Raw genomic sequence first — 20,082 nt, forward strand, 5'->3', positions numbered from 1 at the left:
CCGCTATTCGCTCAATCCGCTATATGTAGTAGAATGACGCCAATATCACACTATATATGGTGTGCATCAACTGACGCTGGCGGCTGCAAAAGCCGCGTCTTCCGTCAATCACCCCCGATTTCAGAGACTGACATGCAATCAACCGAACAGCTAATGGTCACCAAACGAGATGGCCGTACAGAACCTATTAACCTCGACAAGATTCACCGAGTGGTTGATTGGGCCGCTGAAGGTCTGAGTAATGTGTCCGTCTCCCAAGTAGAGCTGCGCTCTCACATTCAGTTCTATAACGGCATTCGCACTAGCGACATCCATGAAACCATCATCAAGTCGGCTGCGGATCTGATCTCCGAAGATACGCCTGACTACCAATATCTGGCTGCCCGTCTGGCGATTTTCCATCTGCGCAAAATCGCTTTTGGTCAGTTTGAACCTCCAAGCCTGTTCGATCACGTGACCTTGCAAACCAAGGAAGGTCGCTACGATCCGCATCTGCTGCAAGACTACACGCGCGCCGAGTTCGATGAGCTGGATGCTCATCTGGATCACTGGCGTGACATGAACTTCTCCTACGGTGCCGTCAAGCAGCTGGAAGGCAAGTATCTGATTCAAAACCGCGTGACCAAGCGCATCTACGAAAGCCCCCAGTTCCTGTACATACTGGTGGCCATGTGTCTGTTCGCCCGTTACCCAGCCGACACACGTCTGAGCTTTATCAAACGTTTCTACGACGCGGTATCGCAATTCAAGATTTCCTTGCCCACGCCCATCATGGCTGGCGTGCGCACACCCACCCGTCAGTTCAGCTCTTGCGTGCTGATCGAATGTGATGACAGCCTGGACAGCATCAATGCTACGACCAGCGCCATTGTTCGTTACGTATCGCAGCGCGCCGGTATCGGTATCAATGGTGGCCGCATTCGCGCCGTCGGCAGCGAAATTCGCGGCGGAGAGGCTCAGCACACCGGCTGCCTGCCTTTCTTCAAGATGTTCCAGGCGGCTGTGAAGTCCTGCTCGCAAGGCGGCGTGCGTGGTGGTGCGGCAACCTTGTTCTACCCCATGTGGCACCTGGAAGTGGAAACACTGCTGGTTCTGAAGAACAACCGCGGTGTGGAAGAAAACCGTATCCGTCACCTGGACTACGGTGTTCAGATCAACCGCTTGCTGTACCAACGCTTGATCAAGGGCAGCCATATCACGCTGTTCTCGCCGCACGACGTGCCCGGCCTGTACGAAGCTTTCTTTGCCGACCAGGACGAGTTCGAGCGTCTGTACGAGATGTACGAGCAAGATCCTGCCATCCGCAAGCGCAGCCTGCCTGCCGTGGAGCTGTTCTCCCTTCTGATGCAAGAGCGTGCCAGCACTGGCCGTATCTACATTCAGAACGTGGACCACTGCAACACGCACAGCCCATTCCAGGCCGACCGCGCTCCCGTGCGCCAGTCCAACCTGTGCATGGAAATTGCTCTGCCCACCAAGCCTTTGAACGATCTGAACGATCCCGAAGGCGAAATCGCGCTGTGCACGCTGTCGGCTTTCAACCTGGGTGCTCTGGAGTCCCTGGACGAGCTGGACGGTCTGGCTGAACTGATTGTTCGTGCTCTGGATGCTCTGCTGGATTATCAGGATTACCCGGTCAAGGCTGCGCTGAACGCAACCAACAAGCGTCGCTCCTTGGGCGTTGGCGTCATCAACTACGCTTACTACCTGGCCAAGAACGGCACCCGTTACTCCGACCCGGCAGCGTTGGGCCTGACCCACCGTACCTTTGAAGCCATCCAGTACTACCTGTTGAAGGCTTCGGTACAGTTGTCGCGTGAATACGGTCCTTGCGATGCTTTTGACGAAACAACCTATGCCAAGGGTCTGCTGCCTACCGACACCTACAAGAAAGATGTAGACGGCATTTGCAACGAGCCACTGCACCTGGATTGGGAAGCCCTGCGTGCTGACATCGTCAAGCACGGTCTGCGCAACTCCACTCTGACAGCCTTGATGCCTTCGGAAACCTCCAGCCAGATTGCCAATGCCACCAACGGTATTGAGCCTCCGCGTGGCCTGGTGTCCGTCAAGCAGTCCAAGGACGGCATCTTGCGTCAGGTGGTGCCTGAGTTTGAAAAATATAAGGATCAGTACGAGTTGCTGTGGCAAATGCCTGGTAACGACGACTACCTGAAGTTGGTTGGCGTGATGCAGAAGTTCGTTGACCAGTCGATCTCTGCGAACACCAACTATGACCCACAGCGGTTCGAGGGTGGTCGCGTACCGATGAAGCAACTGCTCAAGGACTTGCTGCTGGCCTACAAATACGGTGTGAAGACCTTGTACTACCACAACACCCGCGACGGTGCCGATGATTCGCATGGCGAAGTAGAGGATGACGGTTGCGCAGGCGGCGCGTGCAAGATCTAAGCAAGGGTAAATAGCATCATGACTACCTATAGTACTTTTTCCAAAACGGATAACGACCAGCTCAAAGAACCCATGTTCTTTGGGCAGCCGGTTAACGTGGCTCGCTACGATCAGCAAAAATATCCGATTTTTGAAAAGCTGATTGAAAAGCAGTTGTCTTTCTTCTGGCGTCCGGAAGAAGTGGACATCACCCAGGATCGAATCGATTACCAGAACCTGCCTGACCACGAAAAGCATATTTTCATCAGCAACCTGAAATATCAGACCTTGCTGGATTCCATTCAGGGTCGCAGCCCCAACGTGGCCTTCCTGCCTCTGGTATCGATTCCGGAGCTGGAAACCTGGATTGAAACCTGGGCTTTCTCCGAGACGATTCACTCGCGTTCGTACACGCACATCATTCGCAATATTGCCAATGATCCGTCCGTTATTTTTGACGACATCGTGCGTAACGAAAACATTCAGCTGCGTGCGGCCGATATTTCTTCGTACTACGACGATCTGATCAGCGACACCATGCTGTATGCCCAACTGGGCGCGGGCGATCATGAGATCAACGGTGAAACCCGCACGCTAAGCGTCTACGAGCTGAAGAAGAAGCTGTACCTGTGCATGATGAGCGTCAATATTCTTGAGGCCATCCGCTTTTACGTCAGCTTTGCCTGCTCCTTCGCTTTTGCCGAGCGCAAGTTGATGGAAGGTAATGCCAAGATCATTCGCTTGATTGCGCGTGATGAAGCGCTGCACCTGACTGGTACGCAACACATCATCAATATTCTGCGTTCCGGTAGCGATGATCCCGAGTTCGCTCAGATTGCCCGCGAACTGGAGCCGGTCTGCTTTGACATGTTCAAGGATGCGGCCGAGCAGGAGAAACAGTGGGCAGACTATCTGTTCCGCGACGGTTCCATGATTGGCCTGAACAAGGACATTCTGGGTCAGTACGTGGAATACATCACCAATATCCGTATGGGTGCTGTGGGCCTGAAGCCTGCGTTTGAGTCCGTCAAACACAACCCTATTCCCTGGATCAACACCTGGCTGTCCTCGGACACCGTGCAGGTGGCACCTCAAGAGGTGGAACTGAGCTCTTACCTGGTCGGTCAGATCGATTCGGCCGTGTCGGCTGGCGACTTCGACGGTATCGAGTTATGAGTCAAGTCCGGACAACTGATCATGACTTTCAGTTGCGGGACGGCGAAACTTTGTTGGAAGGTTTGGAACGAACCGGCCATCAGGTTGAGTATCAATGCAGGAGCGGCTATTGCGGCTCCTGCCGTATTCCTCTTGTGTATGGAAAGGTTGCTTATAAAGAGCAGCCTTTAGCGTATGTCGGCCCAGGCGAGGTTCTGCCGTGTTGTTGCACGGTACTCGAACCGATCATGGTCGACTGTCAGCGCATTGCCCGGATTGAGGAGGAAGCAGAGGATCAGTTCGGCTTTACCGGGCTGAATCCCTGATTCCCCTGTCTCCCTTTAGCTGGCCAAGCGCTTTTCTTCCAACTTTTCCCAACGCTCAAATAACTGCTCCAGGTCAGTGTTGAGCTGATCCAGTTGTTGGTTGATTTCGTCGGCTCGAGCAGAGCCATCTTTATACAGATCCGGTGCGCTCAACTGTTCTGCCAGTTCGGCTTGCTGGCTTTCTATAGCCGCAATCTTCTCGGGCAAAGCTTCCAGCTCCTTTTCTTCCCATGGGGCCAGACGGCCAGGCTTGCTAGCCTTGTTGTTGCGCTCAGCAGCAGGCTTTTCAGTGGCGGCGGGAGTTGGAGTGCTGGCTGCCGGTGTCTCGGCTTTGGCTTGCGGGCGTTGTGCCAGCCACTCGTCGTAACCACCTACATACTCGCCCCAATGGCCGTCGCCTTCGGCTGCAATCACCTGGGTGACCACGTTGTCCAGGAAGGTACGGTCGTGGCTGACCAGCAGCACGGTGCCTGTGTAATCCTGAATCAGGTCTTCCAGCAGTTCCAGAGTTTCGATATCCAGATCGTTGGTCGGCTCGTCCAGTACTAATACATTAGTAGGTTGGGCAAACATGCGGGCCAGCGCCAGTCGGGCACGTTCACCGCCAGACAGACTGCGTACCGGGGAGTGAGCGCGGGCTGCCGGGAACAGGAAGTCTTCCAGGTAGCTCATGATGTGCTTGCGCTGATTGCCAATTTCTACCCACTCACTGCCGGGGCTGATGGTGTCCGCCAGAGTGGCGTTTTCGTCCAGGCGACTGCGCATCTGGTCAAAGTAGCCTATGTTCAGTTTGGTGCCGTGGCGCACGGTGCCAGAGTTAGGCTCTTGCAAGCCCAGCATGATGCGTAGCAGGGTAGTTTTGCCAGCGCCGTTGTGGCCGATCAGGCCAATACGGTCACCACGCATCAGCACGGTGGAGAAATCCTTGATCAGAATGCGGTCGTCGTAGCCGTGCGTGACATCTTGCAGTTCAGCGACCAGCTTACCGGAGCGCTGGCCTTCGGAAATGGCGAATTTGACGTCGCCCGAGCGCTCGCGTCGCTCGGCACGGTCACGGCGCAATTGTTCCAGGCGGCGAACACGACCTTCATCTCGGGTGCGGCGGGCTTGCACGCCTTTGCGAATCCAGACCTCTTCCTGGGCCAGAAATTTGTCGAATTTGGCATTCTGCTGCTTTTCCGCTTCCAGGTACTCAGCCTTGCGTTCCTGCCATTGGCTGAAGTTGCCGGGGAAACTGAACAACTTGCCGCGATCCAGCTCGACAATTCGCGTTGCCACCACATCCAGGAAACGGCGGTCGTGGGTAATGATGACCGCGCTGCCACGGAAATCCAGCAGCAATTGTTCCAGCCAAAGAATGCCGTCAAAGTCCAGGTGGTTGGTGGGTTCGTCCAGCAAGAGCAGGTCGGGTTCGTTCACCAGGGCATTGGCCAGGGCGACGCGTTTACGCTGTCCGCCCGACAGACTGCCAGCCAGTGCATCCGGATTCAAGCCCAGCTTGTCGATCAGGGCGTTGACGCGGGCAGGGCGTTGCCAGTCTTCGGCTTCGGTGAAATCGCCACACAGCAAATCGTAAATGCTCAGATTCGGATCCAGCTCCGGTTCTTGTTCGACGGTGGCTACTTTCAGCCCGCCCAGTCGTTTGACCTGACCATCGTCAGGAGCTTGACGTTGATCCAGAATTTTTAAAAGCGACGATTTGCCAGCACCATTGCGCCCGATCAGACCGATACGTTCATTGCTTTGAATGACCAGATCGGCATGGTCCAGCAAAGCATGGTGGCCGAATGCCAATTGGGCATCGGTCAGGGAAATCAGATTGGTGGACATAAGACTCCAGATAAATCAGCGCGTCCTGCGAATTTCTCTATTGTCGCAGGTTACAATGCATCTGTGAGGCAGGCTGGGCAGTCGCGGTACGCAAGTATCGAGGAAGGTCCGGACTCCATAGAGCAGGGTAGCGGCTAACAGCCGTCCGGCAAGTGTGGCATCACGCCAGACGAGCCGAGGACCAGGGCCACAGAGACGAGACCACAGCAAGGGCTTGCGCAAGCAGGCACAGATACGGCGACTTCCGTGTTTTCTTGTACTTCGGTGCAAAGTGCTGTGGGGTGAAACGCGGTAACCTCTACCCGGAGCAATACCAAATAGGCATACGCAGGCTTTTAGCCCGAGAGGCGGCTCGTCTCAGTATGCGGGTAGGTAGCTAGAACCGGCCAGTAATGGTCGGTCCAGAGGAATGATTGCCGGCCAGCGGGTTCCCGCTGGCATACAGAATCCGGCCTATAGGCCTGTCTCACACTTCTCCCGGCGTTCGCCACCAATTGCACCGATTTCGTACATTTGAAAGCAATTGTTAAGGATGTTGAATCCTTGGCAAGAGTCGCTTGCGCGCATTTTTATAACAATTCACTTTTAATGCGCCCTGCAATTTCTTGATTTCACACAGTATTTTTTTTTAGTCACTTCTAGGATAGTGCGCTAAGTGCTTGTTGTGATTGAAAAAATTGCAACCACTGCCTTGACCGCAAAGGCTTTCCCCCGTAGAGTGGGGAAAAGTAGGAAATAGTGTAAAAAAGTGGGGGAAAATAGTGTTCCAAGGCAGCAGCGCACTCACACTGGATGCTAAGGGTCGGATGTCCATTCCGACTCGGCACCGTGACGCGCTTTTGCAGCAGGAGCAAGGCCGCTTGACCCTCACTCGCCATCCCGACGGCTGTTTGCTGGTGTATCCGCGCAGTGTGTGGGAAGAAAAGCGCGAACAAATTGCCCGCTTCCCCATGAGTGCCCGTTTCTTGCAACGCCTGCTGCTGGGTAGTGCTCAGGACGTTGATCTGGATTCCGCTGGTCGGATATTGATCGCTCCCGAACTGCGCACCGCAGTGGGGTTGGAGCGCGACGCCATGCTGCTGGGTATGGCCACCCATTTTGAGTTGTGGAATGCGCAGGAACTGGAACGCCGACAGGCCCAGGATCTGGCTGAAAACTCCACAGACGTATTCGACACTTTTTCTTTCTGAGTAAGTCATGACGCTGGTACATCGATCCGTGCTGCTGGAGCCTACGGTGGCGGCCCTCGTGGATCCGTCCTTTGAGGCCCGGCGCTGGGCGCAAAACCCTGAAATCCAGGGTTTGGCCGATGGTGTGTACGTTGATTGCACTTTTGGTCGTGGTGGTCACAGCCGTCTGTTGTTGTCGCACTTGAGTCCCCAGGGGCGCCTGATCGTGATCGACAAGGATCCGCAAGCGATCGCCGTGGCCCAGGAGCTGGCAGCACAAGATAGTCGTGTGACGGTTGTACATAGTGGTTTTGGTGATTTGGCTCAGGCTCTGGACGAGCTGGATGTGGGGCCATTGCAAGGCGTCATGATGGATTTGGGCATTTCCTCGCCACAAATCGACGACGCAGAACGAGGTTTCTCTTTTATGCGCGAAGGTCCGTTGGACATGCGCATGGATACCAGCGGTGGTTTGACCGCTGAACAGTGGCTGGCCGAGGTCAGCGTAGAAGTTTTAAAGGAGGTCATTGCAGAATATGGCGAAGAACGGTTTGCTTTCCAGATTGCAAAGGCGATTGTTGATCGCCGCCAATCCCGCCCGCTACATACAACGCGTGATCTCGCCGAGCTCGTCGCCGGTGTCGTCCGCACGCGCGAAAAGGGTCAACATCCGGCAACCAGGACCTTCCAGGCTATACGGATTTACCTCAATCGTGAGCTCGAAGAGCTCGCGCACGCGCTTCCGTCAATTCTGAGTCGATTGGCGACTCGGGGCAGGCTTGCGGTGATTGCATTTCATTCACTGGAGGACCGCATGGTCAAACAGTTCATGAACGCAGCTGCGCGTCCCGCGCAGGAACAGTCACGTCTACCTATCCTGGAAAAAGACTTGCCCCAGCCTCTGGTGCAGTCTTTGGGCAGAATCTTGCCCACCGACGAGGAGTCCAGCGACAACCCCCGAGCCCGCTCGGCGGTATTACGTGTGGTGCAACGCACCGACACTCCCATCCCCCAGGACTGGATGCGCAGCGCCAGCGAGCGTCTGCTGCAACAGGCCGCCTATAGCCGACAGCCCGCCGGCAAGCGAGGCCGCCGATGATGCGCCTGGTCATCACCCTCTCTTTGGTGTTGATGCTTTCGGCCATCTCTTTGGTGACGGCGCGCTATCAGGCGCGCGAGCTGTTTGTGCAAACCGATCGTCTGGTCACCAAAGCCGGTGAACTGGATACGGACTGGCGTCGTCTGCAACTGGAACGGGCCGAGCTGGCCCGTAACGCCCGCGTGGACGATATTGGTCGCAACGAATTGGGCCTGGTGCTGAGCTCTCCCGAGCGCACTCTCTATTTGCAAGGGGGTGAGCTGAGCTCGACCCAGGTGCAGTCCGGAGGGCGGCCATGAAACGATTCGGCTATCACGAAAATCCCGTCCTGAGCGTCCAGATTCCATTCTGGCGCTCGCGTTTGGTGCTGGTCCTCTTGTTTCTGGGGTTTGGCGCCCTGATCGTCAAGGCTTTGTATTTGCAGGGCCTGTCTACCGAATTTCTGCAGCAGCAAGGCGAGCGCCGTTACGAGCGCACCCAGGTGCTGCCGCCCATGCGTGGCAAGGTTTTTGATCGTAGTGGTTCCGTGGTGCTGGCCTCCAGTGTGCCTGTCAAAGCCATCTGGGCTATTCCTGATGATGCTCGGAATGCCAAACCCGAGCAGATCGGTCAGTTGGCCAAGCTCCTTGGTATGGGGCAGTCCGATATCGAGCGTCGTCTGTCCGTTGAAGATCGTAACTTCGTCTACATCAAGCGTCAGGTGGATGTGGATGTGGCCGCTCAAATCGCTGAACTGAAGATCCCTGGTATCCACCAACAAGAAGAAATGCGTCGTTTCTACCCCGAAGGGGATGTCATGGCGCACATTGTGGGCTTTACGAATATTGAAGACCAGGGCATCGAGGGCATTGAGCTTGCCTTCAACTCCGCCTTGTCCGGCACGCCCGGTTCGCGCCGCGTAATTCGTGACCGTCTGGGACGTGTGGTGGAGGACGTGCGCGCCATCATCCCGCCTACCCACGGTCAGGACTTGCACTTGTCCATTGATGCCGGCTTGCAGTTCGACGCTTACACCGCCTTGAAAAAAGGTATGGAAGACGTCAAGGCCAATGCCGCTGCGGCCGTGGTCATGGACGTGAAAACCGGGGAGATTCTGGCCCTGGTTAACTTGCCTACCTACAACCCCAACGACCGGGACGATCGCAAGGGTCCGGCCCTGCGTAACCGTGCCTTGACCGACACCTTTGAGCCCGGTTCCATCATGAAGCCGTTTACCGTGGCTCTGGCACTGGATATCAACCGCATCACCACCGCCACCCAGTTCAACACGGGCAATGGTCAGTACCGCTACCAAGGTAGTGTGATCAGTGACGTTAGTCGCAACAATGGCATGCTGGATGCTGCCGGTATTTTGCGTCGGTCCAGCAATATTGGCATGACCATGATTTCCGAGCGCCTGACTTCGCAGGAAATGTGGAACAAGTTTACCGAGCTGGGTTTTGGCCGTTCTCCGCAGGCCGATTTTCCCGGTATTGCCAGCGGAAGACTGCGCCCCTGGGAGCGCTGGCGTCCCATCGAGCGCGCCACCATGTCGTATGGCTATGGCCTGTCGGTTTCCCTGCTGCAAATTGCCCACGCCTACACGGCGTTTGCGCGTAATGGCGACATGGTTTCCATGACTTTGCTCAAGCGCGAAGGCAAGCCCGCCAGCGTTCAGGTTTACACCCCTAAAGTGGCCGCGGAAGTTCGCGCCATGCTGGAAGCTGCGGCGGGCCCAGCCGGTGCCCGTCTGGCTCAGGTGCAAGGCTATCGCGTCGCTGGCAAGAGCGGCACGGCCCGCAAGATTGTGGATGGTCGTTACAGCAAGTCCTTGTATCGCGGCTCTTTTGTCGGCTTCGCGCCTGTCTCCGACCCTCGCATTGTGGTGGCCGTCACGATTGACGAACCACATAGTTCCAATTATTACGGCGGGCGTATTGCCGCGCCGATTTTTTCAGAAATTGTGGCCCGGAGCTTGCGACGCCTAGGTGTCCAGCCTGATGCGCCCATAGATTCGCTGGTGGCCGTTGGCCCCGGTGCGGAGAATGTACGATGAACGCCGCAGCAATATTGGAGTGGCTGGCGCAGCATGTAGCGCCCACGGCTAATCTGTGTTTGGATTCCCGCCAGATCAAGGCGGGTGATGCGTTTTTCGCCTGCCGCGGCCATCAGGGTGATGGTCGTGAGTACGAAGTTCAGGCTGTGCAGCAAGGTGCAGTGGCCATTGTGCGCGAGCAGGGCGATCAAGCAGTTGATCCCGGTGTGCCTGTTTTGCAGGTTCCCAATCTGGGGGGCTTGCTGGGTGAAGTGGCCCACGAATGGTGGGGCCGTCCTTCCGAGGCCATGACTGTCGTGGCGGTGACCGGCACCAATGGCAAGACGTCCACCGTGCAGTGGGTGGCGTCGGCCTTGAATCATTCCCAAGTGCCTTGCGGCACGATCGGTACGCTGGGCGTGACCTTGCCTGATGGCTCCAATCTGGGTGGCGTTCTGACCACGCCGGACGTGCTGACCGTACACCGTAGCCTGGCTGCTATTCGCGCTCAAGGCGGCAATGCCGTGGCCCTGGAAGCCTCGTCCATTGGTCTGGAACAAGGCCGTCTGGATGGTGTCCGTATTGATATTGCCGGGTTCACCAACCTGACGCATGACCATCTGGACTATCACCACAGCATGGAAGAATACAAACAGGCCAAGCTGCGCCTGTTCAGTTGGCCCGGTCTGCGTAGCGCCGTCGTGAACGCTGACGATGAAACGGGCCGTGAATTGATGCAGGCCGGTCTGGCTGCCCGTGTGATTTCCTACTCCATGAGCCAGCCCGAGGTGGATCTGCTGGCTCAGGACGTGCATACCGGTGCCGACGGCCAGGTATTCAATCTGGTGACCGCTCACGGCACCGCACAAATTTTGACCCACTTGCTGGGCGAGCATAACGTGGCCAACCTTCTGTTGGTGGCGGGTGTGCTGCAGGAAGTGGGCTGGCCTGTGTCCAAGATCGCCCGCATCATGGACAAGCTGGAGTCCGTGCCTGGCCGTTTGCAAATTGTGACGCCCAAGAGCACCGCAGGTCGTCAGCCCTTGCCTTTGGTCGTGGTGGATTACGCTCATACTGCCGATGCACTGGAACGCGCCCTGCAAGCCTTGCGTGAAGTGGCCAGCGTACGTGGCGGCAAGCTGATTTGCGTATTTGGTTGCGGCGGTAACCGCGACACGGCCAAGCGCCCCATTATGGGTGAAGTGGCGGCCCGTCTGGCCGACAGCGTTCTGGTTACGACCGACAACCCACGTTTTGAAGATCCTGCCGAAATCATTCGTCAGATCGTGGCTGGTATGCCTGAGGCGCCGGCCGTGCAAATGGATCGGGCTCGCGCCATCCTGTCTTCGATCTGGGCTGCCAGCCCTGAAGATATTGTTTTGCTGGCCGGTAAGGGCCACGAAACCTATCAGGAAGTCCAGGGCGAGCGTTCTGTGTTTGATGATTCCGACTGGGCCAAAGCCGCCTTGCTGTGGTTGCGTGGCGTGCGTTTGAGCACCGATTCCCGCAGTCTGAGCAAAGGTGATGTGTTCCTGGCCCTGAGCGGCGAGCAGTTCGATGGTCATCGCTATCTGGAAAAAGCGAAAGAGCAGGGCGCTGTGGCGGCCCTCGTGGCTCAGCGTGATGCCGAAGTCGAACTGCCACAAATTGTGCTGGGCGATACGCGTCGTGCGCTGATGACCTTGGCGACCGAGTGGCGCTCGCGCTTTGACATCCCTGTCATCGGCGTGACCGGCAGCAATGGCAAGACCACGACCAAGGAAATGATTGCCGCGATCTTGCGCGCCTGGTTGGGCGAAGCAGAAAGCCTGGCAACTCGCGGTAATTTGAACAACGATCTGGGTGTACCCCTGTCCATCCTGCGTTTGAGCTCCGAGCACAAAGCCGCCGTTCTGGAAATGGGCATGAACCATCCCGGCGAAATCGCCGTGCTGGCGTCCATGGCTCGCCCCACGATCGCCCTGATCAATAACGCACAGCGTGAACACCAGGAGTTCATGCACAGTGTGGAAGCAGTGGCTCGTGAAAACGGTGCCGTGATTGACGCGCTGCCACAAGATGGCGCGCTGGTGATTCCTGATGATGATGCCTTCAGCGCCATGTGGGCTGAGCAGGCTGGTCAGCGTCCCGTATTGCGCTTTGGCCTGAGCGGTCAGGAAACGGTCTTTGCGGCCGATATGTTTGTCGAGCCAGCTCAAACCCGTTTTATGTTGCATGTGGCAGGCCAGTCTGCTGCCCTGACCTTGAACAGCCCCGGTATCCACAACCTGCGCAATGCCTTGGCCGCTGCCGCTTGCGCACATGCCGCCGGTGCGCCGTTGAGCGCGATTGTGCAGGGTTTGGAAAGCTTCCGTCCTGTCACGGGCCGTATGCAGCCCAAGCAACTGTCTTCCGGTTACCAGTTGATTGACGACACCTACAACGCCAATCCGGATTCGGTACGTGCTGCCATTGATGTGCTCGCACAGCTGAAAGGCCGCAAGGTGCTGGTGCTGGGCAATATGGCCGAGATCGGTGATAACAGCTCCGAATTGCACGCTGAAGTGGGTGCCTACGCTAAAGAGCGTGGCATGGATGAATTGCTGACCTTGGGTGGCGATGCCAGCCATGCTGCCCAGGCTTTTGGTGCACGTGCGCATCAATTCGAGACTTTGGAAGACATGGTGGCTTATCTGCTGGCCCTGGAGCCATCCCATGTGTTGATCAAGGGTTCGCGCAGCGCCCGTATGGAGCGTGTGGTTGCCGCCCTGGAAAACCACTTCTCCCATAACGAAGGGGCCACTCATGCTTCTTGAACTGGCACGTTGGCTATCGGACGATCATATTCGCGCCTTTGGGGTGTTTGAGTACATCACCCTGCGTGCTATTTTGGCCAGCGCCACTGCGCTGGCAATTGGCTTGTTGGCAGGTCCCTGGGTTATTCGCAAGCTGACCGAACTGAAGATCGGTCAGGCTGTGCGCGCTTACGGCCCTGAATCGCATTTGCAAAAGAATGGCACCCCCACCATGGGCGGTGTCCTGATCCTGATTTCTATCGGTATCAGTACCTTGTTGTGGGCAGACTGGACCAACCGTTTTGTGTGGGTCGTTCTGCTGGTGACTTTTGGTTTTGGCTGGATTGGTTGGGCAGACGACTACAAGAAAGTCGTCAATCGTGACCCCGAAGGCATGTCCTCGCGTCAGAAATTTTTCTGGCAAGCCTTGATCGGTATGGTTGCGGCCGTGTACCTGAGCTTTGCCGTTTCGGTGCCTGCCAATACCGAGCTGTGGCCCTTGTTCAAAGAGTGGGTCCTGAGCGGCTTCACCATGCCCCTGCCTGCGCAGGCTGACCTGATCGTGCCGTTCTTCAAGTCCGTCAGCTACCCGCTGGGTGTGCTGGGCTTTGTGGTGCTGACCTGGGCAGTGATTGTTGGCTCCAGCAACGCCGTCAACCTGACGGACGGCCTGGACGGTCTGGCCATCATGCCTACCGTGCTGGTGGGCGCTGCCTTGGGTATTTTTGCCTACGTGGTTGGCCGGGTCGACTACTCCAAATATCTCTTGTTCCCCTATATTCCCGGCGCGGGTGAGTTGATGGTGATCTGTGCAGCCATTGCCGGTGCGGGTCTGGCCTTTTTGTGGTTCAACGCCTATCCCGCCCAAGTGTTCATGGGTGATGTGGGTGCGCTGGCCCTGGGCGGTGCGCTGGGCACGATCGCGGTGATCGTTCGCCAGGAAATCGTGCTGTTCATTATGGGTGGCGTGTTTGTGGTGGAAACCTTGTCGGTGATGCTGCAGGTGACCTGGTTCAAGTACACCAAGAAACGCTACGGGCAGGGCAGACGAATGTTCCGCATGGCGCCGCTGCACCATCATTTTGAAGTTGGCGGCTGGAAAGAAACACAGGTGGTGGTTCGCTTCTGGATCATCACCATGATGCTGGTCATGGTTGGTCTGTCTACATTGAAATTGCGATGAATGCTCTGAGTTTTCCTTCGATCCGTAAAGACGGTCTCATGCTTATCCTTGGGTTAGGCGAGACAGGCTTTGCTGCGGCTCGCTGGTCTTTGGCCCAGGGGGCCAGCATTCGTTTGGCGGATACACGCGAGAACGTGCAGGGTCTGGACAAGCTTCAGGCCCTGAGCAGTTCGGCTCTGGATACGCGTCTGGGGCAAAATGCCCTGCAGGCCGATAGCCTGAACGACGTGCATACCCTGGTGATCAGCCCCGGCTTGTCGCCTCTGGATCCTGCTCTGGCCGGCTTTTTAAGCCAGGCACGAGATCGTGGAATCGAAGTCATTGGCGAGATCGAGCTATTTGCCCGTGCCTTGAAAGACCTGGCTGATCAAGGCCATGCAAGCCGTGTGGTGGCCATTACCGGCACCAATGGCAAGACTACCGTCACGGCCATGACGCGCCACTTGCTGGAGCAGGCAGGTGTTTCTGCACTGGCCGTGGGCAATATCAGCCCTGCTGCGCTGACCGCCCTGTGCGACGCTCTGGAAAACAATGCCTTGCCTCAGGTCTGGGTTCTGGAGTTGTCCAGCTTCCAGTTGGACAGCACCTTTAGCTTGCAGGCAGATGCTGGCGTTGTACTGAATATCTCCCAGGACCATCTGGACTGGCATGGCGGCATGGACGCTTACGTCGAGTCCAAGCAGCGCATGTACAGCATGTGTGATGTGGCCTTGGTCAATCGTGATGATCCAGCCGTTATGGCCATGATTCCCGATGCCAGCCAGGAGTCGGTGCGCAGCTTCGGTTTGGACCAGCCCGCTTTGCTGGGCGATATGGGCTTGCTGACGGATGGCGGCATGCAGTGGTTGGTGACCAATGAGCCTACCGATTTTGAGCTGCCGGCAACAGGCCTGAAAAAACGTAATGCACCGGCTGAGCCTGCCGTGCGCGGTAAAGGTGGCTTGAAACGCCTGATGCCGGTTGAGGCTTTGCAGATCAAGGGGCGTCACAACGCCTTGAATGCCCAAGCAGCCATGTTGCTGGCTCGTTGTCTGGGTCTGGGTTGGGCTGAGTTGCTCAATGGTCTGCGCACCTATCAAGGGGAGCCGCACCGTGTCGAACTGGTGCGTGTGATGGACGGTGTTCAATATCTGGATGACAGCAAAGGTACTAATGTCGGCGCGACTGTTGCCGCCTTGCGTGGGTTTGATCAGCGTGTCTGGCTGATTGCCGGTGGTTTGGGCAAAGGCCAGGATTTTGAGCCGCTGGCCGTTGCGGCTGCCTCGAATGTGGCCGAAGTATTCTTGATTGGGCAGGACGCCAAGCTGATTGCCTCTGTTCTGGACGCTCATGATGTCCGTCATCGTTTCTGCGAGGGTCTGGAAGCTGCTGTGCACGCTGCTGCCGAGCAGGCGCGTTCGGGCGATGTGGTCTTGCTGTCTCCGGCCTGCGCCAGCATGGATATGTTCAAAAGCTATCACCATCGCGGCATGTGTTTTGTCGCCGCCGTGACCGAGATGGCACTGGATAGAGGAGAGCCGGCATGAGTCTGTTTGCTGAGCTGACCTCGGGTGTCAATGCCGTACGCCCCGGACGCACGGCATTGCCTGCGTTTGATCGCCCCTTGCTGGCCGCCACACTGATGCTGACCCTGTTTGGTTTGCTGATGGTGTATTCGGCCTCGATCGCTTTGGCAGACGGACCGCGCTATGAAAGCTACGGTCGTTACTACTTTGTAATTCGCCACGCCTTGTTCATTGTGGTGGGTGTGGTGCTGGCCATGTTTACCGCAACCGTGCCGCTGCGTGTATGGCAGAAGTTGGCCGTGCCTCTGTTTGCTCTGGCTATTTTCTTGCTGCTGGTGGTGCTGGTTCCCGGCATTGGCCGTGAAGTAAACGGTGCACGCCGCTGGTTGCCTTTGGGCATCATCAACTTCCAGCCTTCGGAGCTGATGAAAGTAGCCATGGTTCTGTATGCCGCTGATTACACCGTGCGCAAGCAGCAGCACCTGCATACCTTTATTCGAGGTTTCCTGCCTATGGCGGTGGCCCTGGGTCTGGTTGGTGTGTTGCTGTTGATGGAGCCTGACTTGGGCGCCTTCATGGTCATCGTGGCCATTGCGGTGGGCATTTTGTTCATTGGCGGAATTAACGGCAAGTTGTTCTCTGCCTTGCTGGGCATTATGGTCAGCAGCTTCCTTTTGCTGATCTGGCTCTCACCGTGGCGTCGTGAACGTTTGTTCGTGTATCTGGACCCCTGGAATCCTGACAATGCTTATGGCAGTGCCTATCAGTTGTCGCACTCGCTGATTGCTTTGGGCCGAGGCGAATGGTTTGGCGTGGGTCTGGGTTCCAGCGTGGAAAAACTGCATTACCTGCCTGAAGCCCATACCGACTTCATCGTCGCGGTAATTGGCGAAGAGCTGGGCTTTGTTGGCGTGGCCGCTCTAGTCCTGACCTTTGGCTTTGTTGTATGGCGCAGCTTCAATATTGGTCGTCAGGCCTGCGCCATGGATCGCTTGTTCAGCGGTGTCGTCGCTCAAGGTGTGGCGCTGTGGTTTGGCGTGCAGGCTTTTATCAATATTGGTGTGGTGCTGGGTTTGTTGCCTACCAAGGGTCTGACCTTGCCTTTGGTCAGTTACGGTGGTTCGGGCATTGTGATGAATCTGGTGGCTTTTGCCTTGTTGCTGCGGGTGGATTTTGAGAATCGGCAAATGATGCGAGGTAAGCGCACATGAGCACTCCAACCATCCTGATCATGGCAGGCGGTACAGGCGGGCACATCATGCCCGGGCTGGCCGTGGCTGAAGCCATGCAGCAACGCGGCTGGCAAGTGTTGTGGCTGGGTCATCCCGAGCGCATGGAAGGTAGCTTGGTCCCACAGCATGGGATTAAAATGCTGCCTCTGCGATTTTCCGGACTACGAGGCAAAGGCGTGAAGGCATTGCTCTCCTTACCCTTTACTTTGATCCGTGCCTGCTGGCAGGCGCATCGCTGCCTGCAGGAAGCCAAGCCGGATGTGGTACTGGGTATGGGCGGCTACGTGGCTTTCCCCGGTGGCCTGATGTCTTTTGTGTCGCGCTGCCCGCTGGTAGTGCATGAGCAAAATGCGGTGGCCGGTACGGCGAATCGCTACCTGGCCAAAATGGCGACCAGTGTGTTGACCGGCTTCCCCGGTGCCTTGCCTGGTGCAGTAACTGTGGGCAACCCGGTGCGCGATGCTTTCGTAGGCCAAGGTTCGGCTGCCGAGCGTTATGCCAAACGCAGCGGACCGCTACGCATTCTGGTGGTGGGCGGCAGCCTGGGGGCTGCAGCGCTGAACAAAGTGGTGCCTGAGGCCATGGCGCTGATCCCTGCCGAGCAGCGCCCGCATGTAACCCATCAGTCCGGCCAGCAGCATCTGGAAAGCTTGCAGAAAAGCTACGCGGACAATCAGGTGCAGGCCGACTGCAAGGCCTTTATTGGCGATATGGCGCAGGCCATGAAAGAGGCCGATGTGCTGATTTGCCGCGCCGGTGCCATGACGGTAGCTGAAGTGGCTGCAATCGGCGTAGCAGCTCTGTTCGTGCCGCTGCCCCATGCGATTGACGATCACCAGACAGCCAACGCCCGCTACCTGAGCGAATGCTCGGGTGCGTGGCTCAAGAAACAATCGGAGTTGACGGCTCAGTGGCTTGCGCAATGGTTGCAAGGACTGAACCGTGAAGAGCTAAGTCGTGTGGCCAGCCACGCGCAAGAACATGCACAGTTGAATGCCACGCAGCAGATTGCCGAAGCATGTCAGCAGGCGGCAAGGAGGGTGGGATGAAACACCGCATTCAACATATTCATTTTGTAGGGATTGGCGGCTCGGGCATGAGCGGCATTGCCGAAGTCATGCTGAACCTGGGCTTTGCCATCAGTGGCTCGGATATTCAGGAAACGGCGGTAACTCGTCGCCTGGAACAGCTGGGTGCTCGTATCGTGATCGGCCATAAAGCCGAAAACGTCGCTGGCATGGGCGCGATCGTCACCTCCACCGCCATTGCGGGTGACAACCCCGAAGTGCTGGCCGCGCGTGCCGCCCGCATTCCGGTGGTGCCACGTGCCCTGATGCTGGCCGAGCTGATGCGCTTGAAGCGCGGCATTGCCGTGGCTGGTACGCATGGCAAGACCACCACCACCAGCCTGGTAGCCAGCCTGCTGGGCGCGGCTGATCTGGACCCCACCTTTGTGATCGGTGGTCGCCTGAATTCGGCCGGTGCCAATGCTCGCTTGGGGCAGGGCGATTACATCGTGGTGGAAGCGGATGAGTCCGATGCTTCTTTCCTGAACCTGTTGCCGGTGATGGCCATCATCACCAATATCGACGTCGACCATATGGACACCTATGGCCATGACGTTGCCCGACTGAAAAGCGCCTTCATCGACTTCACGCACCGCCTGCCGTTCTACGGCAGCGCCATCGTGTGCAACGACGATGCGAATGTGCGCGAAATCATTCCTTTTGTATCGCGTCCTGTCACGACTTACGGCATTGATACCGATGCCCAGGTCCGCGCGATCAACATCGAAAGCCGTGGCACCACCATGTGTTTTGATGTGCAGCGCAAAGGGGCCACAGGCGATCTTCCCCTGCTGTCCGTGTGCCTGAATCTGCCCGGAAAGCACAATGTACTCAATGCCTTGGCTGCCATTGCGGTTGCCACTGAGCTGGGTGTCAGTGACGAGGTCATTGCCCGTGGTCTGAAAGAGTTCACCGGCGTGGGGCGTCGCTTCTCCATGGTGGGTGACTTCCCGGTTTCCCAGGCGCAGGGTGGTGGCACGTTTACTGTTGTTGACGATTATGGTCACCATCCTGTCGAAATGGCTGCTACCTTGGCGGCCGCACGTGGTGCTTGGCCTGATCGCCGCATCGTGCTGGCATTCCAGCCGCACCGCTACACACGCACCCGTGATTGCTTTGAAGATTTCGTGCAGGTACTTAGCCAGGCCGATGCGGTCCTCCTTGGAGAGGTCTATCCCGCCGGTGAGGCTCCCCTTGTGGCCGCCGATGGCCGAGCCTTGAGTCGCGCAGTGCGTGTGCTCGGCAAGGTCGAACCCATTTTCGTGGCCGAAATCAGCGATATGGCACAAGCCGTTCTGGACTTTGTCCGTGACGGCGATGTGGTGTTGGTAATGGGTGCAGGGTCCATCAGCCGGATTCCTGCTCAATTGGGAGAAATGGCATGACAGCGGATTTTGGTCGGGTCGGCGTGTTGTACGGCGGCAAGTCCGCCGAACGTGAAGTGTCCTTGATGTCTGGCGCAGGCGTGCATGAAGCGCTGTGCAGCATGGGCGTGGATGCGCATTTGTTCGATATGGGCGAGAAAGGACTGACCGAACTGGCTCAGGCCGGTTTTGACCGCGTGTTTATTGCTTTGCATGGTCGTTACGGCGAAGACGGCACCTTGCAGGGTGCTTTGGAGTGGATGGGCATTCCTTACACCGGCAGCGGTGTGATGGCCTCCGGCTTGGCCATGGACAAGATCATGACCAAGCACATCTGGCAGCACCTGGGTTTGCCCACTCCCGGTTTTGCGCAGCTGGATCATGTCAGCCAGGTTGCCGCTGCGGTTGAACGTCTGGGTGTGCCCCTGATCATGAAGCCGCCCCATGAAGGTTCCACCGTGGGGGTGGTGCGTGTGGACCGCGCCGAGGAGGCTGTTGCCGCCTTTGAAACCGCCATGCATTACGACACCGTCGTGCTGGCTGAGCAATTCATTCGTGGTCGCGAATTGACTGTACCCATCATCGGCGTTGGCGCCCAGGCACGTGCCTTGCCCGTGATCGATATTGTGGCCCCACAAGGCAATTACGACTTCGAACACAAGTATTACTCGGACGAAACCCAGTACTTCTGTCCTGCAGATCTGTCGCCCGAATTGACGGCACATATCCAGGATCTGTCTGTTCGTGCGTTCAATGCACTGGGCTGCGAAGGCTGGGGCCGTGCCGATTTCATGCTGGACGGGCAAAACCGCCCCTGGCTGCTGGAGATGAATACCTCTCCGGGCATGACCAGCCACTCTTTGGTGCCCATGGCAGCCAAAGCAGAGGGCACCAGCTACGCCCAGTTGTGCGTGAACATTTTGGCAACGGCGCGCTGCAAGGTGCAGGCCATTGCTCGCAGCCTATAGAACGG

At 57.2% G+C, this 20,082-nt stretch carries 15 protein-coding genes and 1 other RNA gene; 15 read left to right on the forward strand and 1 reads right to left on the reverse strand.

Translation table 11 applies throughout. The annotated features are described in order from the left end of the window. Positions 1 to 132: 132 nt before the first annotated feature. Genes nrdA through yfaE form a run of 3 tightly spaced genes read left to right on the forward strand, consistent with a single transcriptional unit; the run spans position 133 to position 3,872 of the window. Positions 133 to 2,412 (forward strand): class 1a ribonucleoside-diphosphate reductase subunit alpha, encoded by a 2,280-nt coding sequence (gene nrdA / locus ACU6HM_RS09600; protein ID WP_031232983.1) that lies wholly within the window; start codon positions 133 to 135, stop codon positions 2,410 to 2,412. An 18-nt stretch (positions 2,413 to 2,430) separates the two neighbouring features. After that, the gene (nrdB, locus tag ACU6HM_RS09605; protein ID WP_009455059.1) at positions 2,431 to 3,567 is read left to right on the forward strand and encodes a class Ia ribonucleoside-diphosphate reductase subunit beta; all 1,137 of its coding nucleotides are present in this window, start codon (positions 2,431 to 2,433) and stop codon (positions 3,565 to 3,567) included. Further along, entirely contained in the window at positions 3,564 to 3,872 is a 309-nt protein-coding gene (gene yfaE / locus ACU6HM_RS09610) for a class I ribonucleotide reductase maintenance protein YfaE (protein WP_446763719.1), read from the forward strand. The genes nrdB and yfaE overlap by 4 nt, the downstream gene beginning before the upstream one ends. A 15-nt stretch (positions 3,873 to 3,887) precedes the next feature. On the opposite strand, the gene ACU6HM_RS09615 is transcribed toward yfaE, so the two are convergent. Next, a complete protein-coding gene (locus ACU6HM_RS09615) occupies positions 3,888 to 5,702 on the reverse strand; it encodes an ATP-binding cassette domain-containing protein (protein ID WP_446763720.1) in 1,815 nt (604 codons plus the stop codon). Between the two features lie 65 nt (positions 5,703 to 5,767). Here ACU6HM_RS09615 and rnpB point away from each other — a divergent pair. From rnpB to ACU6HM_RS09675, 12 genes are all read left to right on the forward strand, one after another. After that, positions 5,768 to 6,174, forward strand: an RNA gene (gene rnpB / locus ACU6HM_RS09620) — RNase P RNA component class A. A 289-nt stretch (positions 6,175 to 6,463) separates the two neighbouring features. After that, positions 6,464 to 6,892: a division/cell wall cluster transcriptional repressor MraZ gene (gene mraZ, locus ACU6HM_RS09625; RefSeq protein ID WP_009455053.1), complete on the forward strand. Its 429-nt coding sequence runs from the start codon at positions 6,464 to 6,466 to the stop codon at positions 6,890 to 6,892. A 7-nt stretch (positions 6,893 to 6,899) separates the two neighbouring features. Further along, positions 6,900 to 7,970: a 16S rRNA (cytosine(1402)-N(4))-methyltransferase RsmH gene (rsmH, locus tag ACU6HM_RS09630; protein WP_009455051.1), complete on the forward strand. Its 1,071-nt coding sequence runs from the start codon at positions 6,900 to 6,902 to the stop codon at positions 7,968 to 7,970. Next, positions 7,967 to 8,269 carry a cell division protein FtsL gene (ftsL, locus tag ACU6HM_RS09635; protein WP_009455049.1) on the forward strand — a complete coding sequence of 101 codons (303 nt, stop codon included), beginning with the start codon at positions 7,967 to 7,969 and terminating at the stop codon, positions 8,267 to 8,269. Before rsmH ends, ftsL begins: the two co-directional genes overlap by 4 nt. Continuing rightward, positions 8,266 to 10,005 (forward strand): peptidoglycan D,D-transpeptidase FtsI family protein, encoded by a 1,740-nt coding sequence (locus ACU6HM_RS09640; protein WP_022983449.1) that lies wholly within the window; start codon positions 8,266 to 8,268, stop codon positions 10,003 to 10,005. The genes ftsL and ACU6HM_RS09640 overlap by 4 nt, the downstream gene beginning before the upstream one ends. Further along, positions 10,002 to 12,779, forward strand: coding sequence for a bifunctional UDP-N-acetylmuramoyl-L-alanyl-D-glutamate--2,6-diaminopimelate ligase MurE/UDP-N-acetylmuramoyl-tripeptide--D-alanyl-D-alanine ligase MurF (murF, locus tag ACU6HM_RS09645; RefSeq protein WP_250756762.1), 2,778 nt, complete (start codon positions 10,002 to 10,004; stop codon positions 12,777 to 12,779). Before ACU6HM_RS09640 ends, murF begins: the two co-directional genes overlap by 4 nt. Then, positions 12,769 to 13,941, forward strand: coding sequence for a phospho-N-acetylmuramoyl-pentapeptide-transferase (gene mraY, locus ACU6HM_RS09650; protein WP_009455045.1), 1,173 nt, complete (start codon positions 12,769 to 12,771; stop codon positions 13,939 to 13,941). The genes murF and mraY overlap by 11 nt, the downstream gene beginning before the upstream one ends. Then, the gene (gene murD / locus ACU6HM_RS09655; protein ID WP_446763721.1) at positions 13,938 to 15,467 is read left to right on the forward strand and encodes a UDP-N-acetylmuramoyl-L-alanine--D-glutamate ligase; all 1,530 of its coding nucleotides are present in this window, start codon (positions 13,938 to 13,940) and stop codon (positions 15,465 to 15,467) included. The genes mraY and murD overlap by 4 nt, the downstream gene beginning before the upstream one ends. Then, on the forward strand, positions 15,464 to 16,657 hold the full coding sequence (gene ftsW / locus ACU6HM_RS09660; protein ID WP_026485176.1) for a putative lipid II flippase FtsW: 1,194 nt from the start codon (positions 15,464 to 15,466) through the stop codon (positions 16,655 to 16,657). Before murD ends, ftsW begins: the two co-directional genes overlap by 4 nt. After that, on the forward strand, positions 16,654 to 17,727 hold the full coding sequence (gene murG, locus ACU6HM_RS09665) for an undecaprenyldiphospho-muramoylpentapeptide beta-N-acetylglucosaminyltransferase (protein WP_009455043.1): 1,074 nt from the start codon (positions 16,654 to 16,656) through the stop codon (positions 17,725 to 17,727). The genes ftsW and murG overlap by 4 nt, the downstream gene beginning before the upstream one ends. Then, positions 17,724 to 19,130 carry a UDP-N-acetylmuramate--L-alanine ligase gene (gene murC, locus ACU6HM_RS09670; RefSeq protein WP_022983453.1) on the forward strand — a complete coding sequence of 469 codons (1,407 nt, stop codon included), beginning with the start codon at positions 17,724 to 17,726 and terminating at the stop codon, positions 19,128 to 19,130. Before murG ends, murC begins: the two co-directional genes overlap by 4 nt. Then, positions 19,127 to 20,077: a D-alanine--D-alanine ligase gene (locus ACU6HM_RS09675; RefSeq protein WP_022983454.1), complete on the forward strand. Its 951-nt coding sequence runs from the start codon at positions 19,127 to 19,129 to the stop codon at positions 20,075 to 20,077. The genes murC and ACU6HM_RS09675 overlap by 4 nt, the downstream gene beginning before the upstream one ends. Positions 20,078 to 20,082: the final 5 nt, after the last annotated feature.

Source organism: Alcaligenes sp. RM2, from assembly GCF_052931795.1.